We start from the raw sequence: 4752 nt of genomic DNA on the forward strand, positions 1-4752 counted from the left end.
TTCTTCAGAGGTGAGTTCAGTAAACAGTGAATTTTCCTTTGTTTCTTGCATGATCGTTTGACTCCATTTAAATTGATAATATTGAACGAAAACTAGAAACTTTATATAATTTCGATAGCCTCGTATGATTACTGACTAATACTTCTCCATGCCTCTGCGATCGCCCGGAATATTACTGAGAAAATTTTAAGATTTATCCGATCGCACTACTTTACTCAGCTATCTAGACTACAAGGGTTTTGTAAGGGCGATTGCGAATCGGATCGTAAAGGAAAAGCTGACTCGGCTGTGGAATGAAAAACAGCGTATTGATGCCATTGCTGCTGCTGTTCTTGGTATCGCTGTTACTGTTAGCACTGCTGAAACCGCTGGTAGTGCTGCCACCGCTGACAGTCCCAGATTCTCGATCGGTTAATTCGGTAAAAAGTGAATTTTGTTGATTGTCCGGCATAAGGAACTCCTATTAAGACATATATAGTTACTTACGTACCGATCCCAGAAAAACCGGGTAACAGTGCCAAAAATCATTGCGGAAATGCTCTGTTTTCCTGACTGTTGCCGCCTGAATCCACCATTCTTGATGTTTGGGGAAATTTCCGGGTGGGGACGGCAAAGCTGTGCGGATTTTGACCTTGACCATGTGAATTTTGATTTAGACTTCTAAATCTATCCTTGGTGTCCGGAAAGCTAGAAAATAAATGTGACAAAAGAAATAGGCGATCGATCTCTCCTTCTTCCAACTCATACCGTTTGAGGTTTGAAAATGACTTATTTAATCAGGCTTTGGAGTTGGCCGCGAGTTGCATTCTTTTTTGGAAATGGCATTAAAACTCACAACGATTCTCTTTCCCCAAACTCAAAACTTAAAATTCAAAACAATTCCCCTCACCCCCAATAGCCGCCATGCCTCGCACACCCGAACCCATGCCCGCAGAAACCTTTGATAACGACCAGTTTTTGCCCCCTGTCAGCCGCTGGACTACTTTGGGGGGAATTTTGATGGTGGCGACGTTTGGCGGGGCGATCGCCCTGGCAAGCGTCACCAAATACAGTGCTACAGTCAAAGCAGACGCGATCGTCCGTCCAGCCGGAGAAGTGCGCGTCGTCCAAGCAGCAACCGAAGGAACCATCGAAAGCATTGCTGTCAGCGAAAATCAGACAGTAAAAGCCGGAGATGCGATCGCAGTTGTCAACGCTTCGCGTTTGGGCACTCAAAAAAAGCAGTTCCAAGACACAATGAATCAGTCTCAAGCAGCAGCACAGCAAATCAACCAGCAACTGCGGGACTTGGAAAATCAAATTTTAGCCAGCGGCCAATTTCAAACCATCCAAAATCAAAATTCCGCCGCCCAAGAAGTAGTCGAGTCCGCTCTTGTAAAAATCGCCACATCGCAGCCGGATGTCGCCGAGAGACTCGGCAGAAGTCGGCGGGTTTTGCTCGTCAAGCGATCGTCCATTCAACAACAATTAATTCAAGCTAAAAAAGAACTCAATCAAATTCAGTCACAACTCGAAAATAGCGTGATCCGCGCGCCCGCTGATGGTACAATTCTCAAATTGGAAGTACAAAGTACCGGTCAAACAATACAAGCCGGAAGTGCGATCGCCCAAATCGTCCCTAGCGACGTACCCCTTTTAGTCAAAGCCAGAGTAACATCCCAAGATATTGCCCGCATCCAAATCGGCCAACCAGTGCAGATGAGGATTTCCGCCTTACCCTTCCCAGATTACGGGACACTAAAAGGAACAGTCAGCGCGATCGCCCCAGATGCGATCGCCACTCAAAACCCCGGTAATAATTTAGGTACTGCTTATTATGAAGTTGCAATTAAACCTGATAAAACTTATCTAACCAAACTTGAATCTACCGGCAATCAAGCAGTTGGAACTTCCCAGGCAAATACCCCACGCCAGTATTCAATTCAGTCGGGAATGGAAGGTAGAGCCGACATTATTACTGGTCAAGAAACAGTTTTGACATTTATTTTACGAAAAGCAAGGTTGATGACGGATATGTAATTGGTCATTAGTCGTGGTCGTAGGGTGCGTCAGTCTTAAGGTTAGCCCGAAAAATTTGGGTTTTACCTACTGACGCACCCTACTTTTGTTTGTTGTTTGTTTGACATTTTGCGATCGTGGTATAGTGTGGATCATAGTAGATGCCACTGTCAACTATATTGATCCACTACCCCGAAAATTAATCTAACGTCATAAGCTGGTAACTAAGCAATTGACCCAAATAAGTGCTGGGATATGAGCCGCAAGTACAGATGGAGGTTGAAGCGTATCGAACGTACAAAAGATCGCACTCTCAAGGTCAATTGCGTGTTTTATGGCGAACAAACCTCTTTTGAAGACAGTCGTTTTGGAGATACCGACGATGAATGAAACTTGGATAGTTTTTAAAACAGAATCACTCTCATCCCCAGGCTGGGAAGAACGTCAGCTACTACCGATCGGTGGTTTGACTGATATTTTAGCAACAGAGTGGGATTCTTCGGGGAAATTGCCTCAAATTGGTGAGCGGGTGCGAGAATACGAAAACCTCGAAGATCCGGGTAACGGAGTCACCCACGGTCGAGATAGCAATTGGATTGTGAAAAGCATCCACAAATTCTCATCTAGCGACACAAACCTGGAAATCATGGTCTGTTATTGCGCTTATGAACCCGTTGAGTCTAAATGGGTTGAATTAAAACGAGGAAAGCCTGTGAATGAGATTTTGCAACCAGTTGAAATTGGGTAAAAATCTTAACCTTTATAATTAATTATCTTCAGTCCGCGCAGGCGGACTTTGTTTTTGTAGACGCGGTTTCAACCGCCGGGTTTATGTGTACTTTGTTTTTGTAGACGCGGTTTCAACCGCCGGGTTTATGTGTACAATAAATACACCGGGTTTATGTGTAGAATAAATAACATCCATCGCCAATATGAAAATCAACGATAAACTCAAGACCATTCTAGCTGAATTGCGATCGCACTTCGAGCAAATTTATGGCGATCGGCTCACCCAAATGGTACTCTACGGTTCCCAAGCGCGGGGTGACGCATATCCCGACTCAGATATTGATGTTTTGGTAGTTCTGAAAGGGCAAGTCAATCCCGGCGAAGAAATCAAAAGAATCAGCCATATTCGGGCAGATTTGTCTCTCCAAAATGATGAAGTGATTAGCTGTTTGTTTATGGACGAAAATCGGTTTACGCACTACAACGGGCCTTTATTGAGGAATATTCGTAAAGAGGGAATAGCTTTATGAAACCGGAACAAATCGATCGAACACTCCAAACTTTGAATGCTCATAGTGCTTCTAAACCATCCATTTCTGCCACAAGAAACTCTTGATTGATAGCAGCAATCTCAACTTGAATATCTGGATCGTTTGCCATCTCTGCTATCTCTGCCTCCAGGTATTTAGCATTAGCGAGTTTATTAGCTATGTAAGTTTTCTCCCGCACTCGGCAAGCGATACGTTCCAGCAGCCAAAGTTGTTCTTCTATCGACAGGGAACTAATAGAACGTTCAATCTCTACTAAAGTTTGTGAAATCATTTTAGTTTCCTCTTGTTTTTTGCCCCATCGCAAATCATCGAGATTTTTTTGAATGAGGTTGCGTCCATTCCGAATAGATTTATTATTACGCGCGATCGCTTACTTATCTTGTATCTATATTATACGACATCTTTGCGTGGTAGCTTATGACAGAATACGGTTAAGTTAAAGTTTTTTGTCATTGCGAGGAACGTTAGCGAAGCGATCCGTTCGCCGAAGGCGTTCCCGAAGGGTAGGAAAGCAATCGCAGTGTCTATTTTTCACATCGTTTTATCACTACGATTCCCCTATCTTACCTGTATTGAGGTATGACGCACACTCCAACGACTCCAGACGATTCAGCAAGTCGGGTTTCCCCCTTGTTTTTCCCCGACAAAGAATGTAAAATTCTAAAAACATGGGTTGTAAGCAATGAACGAAGCGCGCCACGAAGCCTATCTCAATCTGATTGATTCTCTCGTCACCTGTCCCAGCGAGGAAGAAATCGAGATTCTGCAAGCTAACCTAGAATTAATAGATGATGGTTTTGCCCAATATTTGCGAGAGTGGGCAACTGAAACTATGGCAACTTTGGATGCAGAAGAAGCATACAATTGTGCTAATTTTTTATACGGTTTAGATTTCACTTTTTATAATTTGCGACAAGGCAGTCGGGCAAGTAATTTAGAGGTAGCGATTGCTTGTCTGGAGAGTGGATTAACTGTTGTTACTCGCGAAGCTTACTCGGAAGACTGGGCCAGGTTTCAAAACAGTCTGGGAGGTGATTACCAAAACAGAATCAGAGGGGAAAAAGCCGAGAATCTGGAATTGGCGATCGTAGCTTATGAGGCATCCTTGGAAGTTTACACCCGCGACGCATTTCCCGAAGACTGGGCAACGTGTCAAAATAATTTGGCGATGGCCTACCTCTACAGAATCAGAAGGGGAAAAGCCGAGAATCTGGAATTGGCGATCGCAGCTTTTGAGGCATCCTTGGAAATTTGGACTCGCGACGCATTTCCCTTTGAATGGGCAACGTGTCAAAATAATTTGGGGCTTGCCTACCACAACAGAATCAGAGGGGAAAAAGCCGAGAATCTCGAAGGCGCGATCGCAGCTTATCTCGCATCCTTGGAGATTTACACCCGCGACGCATTTCCCGAAGACTGGGCAAGGAGTCAAAATAATTTGGCGAATGCCTACCTCTACAGAATCAGAGGGGAA

General features: G+C 44.2%; 6 protein-coding genes. 4 read left to right on the forward strand and 2 right to left on the reverse strand.

Annotated features, from left to right (window positions below):
• Window positions 1–223: 223 nt before the first annotated feature.
• Window positions 224–451, reverse strand: a complete 228-nt coding sequence (locus JGK16_RS31955; protein WP_293184276.1) for a secretion protein HlyD — start codon at window positions 449–451, stop codon at window positions 224–226.
• Window positions 452–903: 452 nt separating this feature from the next.
• Between JGK16_RS31955 and JGK16_RS31960 the strand changes: the two genes are divergently transcribed.
• The 3 genes from JGK16_RS31960 to JGK16_RS31970 all read left to right on the forward strand — a co-directional run bounded on the left by JGK16_RS31960 (window position 904) and on the right by JGK16_RS31970 (window position 3257).
• Window positions 904–2019 carry an HlyD family efflux transporter periplasmic adaptor subunit gene (locus tag JGK16_RS31960; protein WP_293190825.1) on the forward strand — a complete coding sequence of 372 codons (1116 nt, stop codon included), beginning with the start codon at window positions 904–906 and terminating at the stop codon, window positions 2017–2019.
• 313 nt (window positions 2020–2332) lie between these two features.
• A complete protein-coding gene (locus JGK16_RS31965; RefSeq protein WP_293190824.1) occupies window positions 2333–2746 on the forward strand; it encodes a hypothetical protein in 414 nt (137 codons plus the stop codon).
• A gap of 184 nt (window positions 2747–2930) precedes the next feature.
• A complete protein-coding gene (locus tag JGK16_RS31970; protein ID WP_293190822.1) occupies window positions 2931–3257 on the forward strand; it encodes a nucleotidyltransferase domain-containing protein in 327 nt (108 codons plus the stop codon).
• Window positions 3258–3297: 40 nt separating this feature from the next.
• Here the strand turns inward: JGK16_RS31970 and JGK16_RS31975 are convergent, their stop codons facing one another.
• Window positions 3298–3549, reverse strand: coding sequence for a hypothetical protein (locus tag JGK16_RS31975; RefSeq protein ID WP_293190820.1), 252 nt, complete (start codon window positions 3547–3549; stop codon window positions 3298–3300).
• A 411-nt stretch (window positions 3550–3960) separates the two neighbouring features.
• Between JGK16_RS31975 and JGK16_RS31980 the strand changes: the two genes are divergently transcribed.
• Window positions 3961–4752, forward strand: a 792-nt coding sequence (locus JGK16_RS31980) for a tetratricopeptide repeat protein (RefSeq protein WP_293199360.1), incomplete at its 3' end; no start/stop codon positions are given.

Source organism: Microcoleus sp. PH2017_09_SFU_O_A, from assembly GCF_020738625.1.
Lineage (GTDB): Bacteria > Cyanobacteriota > Cyanobacteriia > Cyanobacteriales > Microcoleaceae > Microcoleus.

Bases quoted from the DNA above. Each gene is read 5' to 3' on its own strand.
- JGK16_RS31955 (WP_293184276.1), bottom strand. From the start codon at position 451: ATGCCGGACAATCAACAAAATTCACTTTTTACCGAATTAACCGATCGA.
- JGK16_RS31960 (WP_293190825.1), top strand. From the start codon at position 904: ATGCCTCGCACACCCGAACCCATGCCCGCAGAAACCTTTGATAACGAC.
- JGK16_RS31965 (WP_293190824.1), top strand. From the start codon at position 2,333: ATGGCGAACAAACCTCTTTTGAAGACAGTCGTTTTGGAGATACCGACG.
- JGK16_RS31970 (WP_293190822.1), top strand. From the start codon at position 2,931: ATGAAAATCAACGATAAACTCAAGACCATTCTAGCTGAATTGCGATCG.
- JGK16_RS31975 (WP_293190820.1), bottom strand. From the start codon at position 3,549: ATGATTTCACAAACTTTAGTAGAGATTGAACGTTCTATTAGTTCCCTG.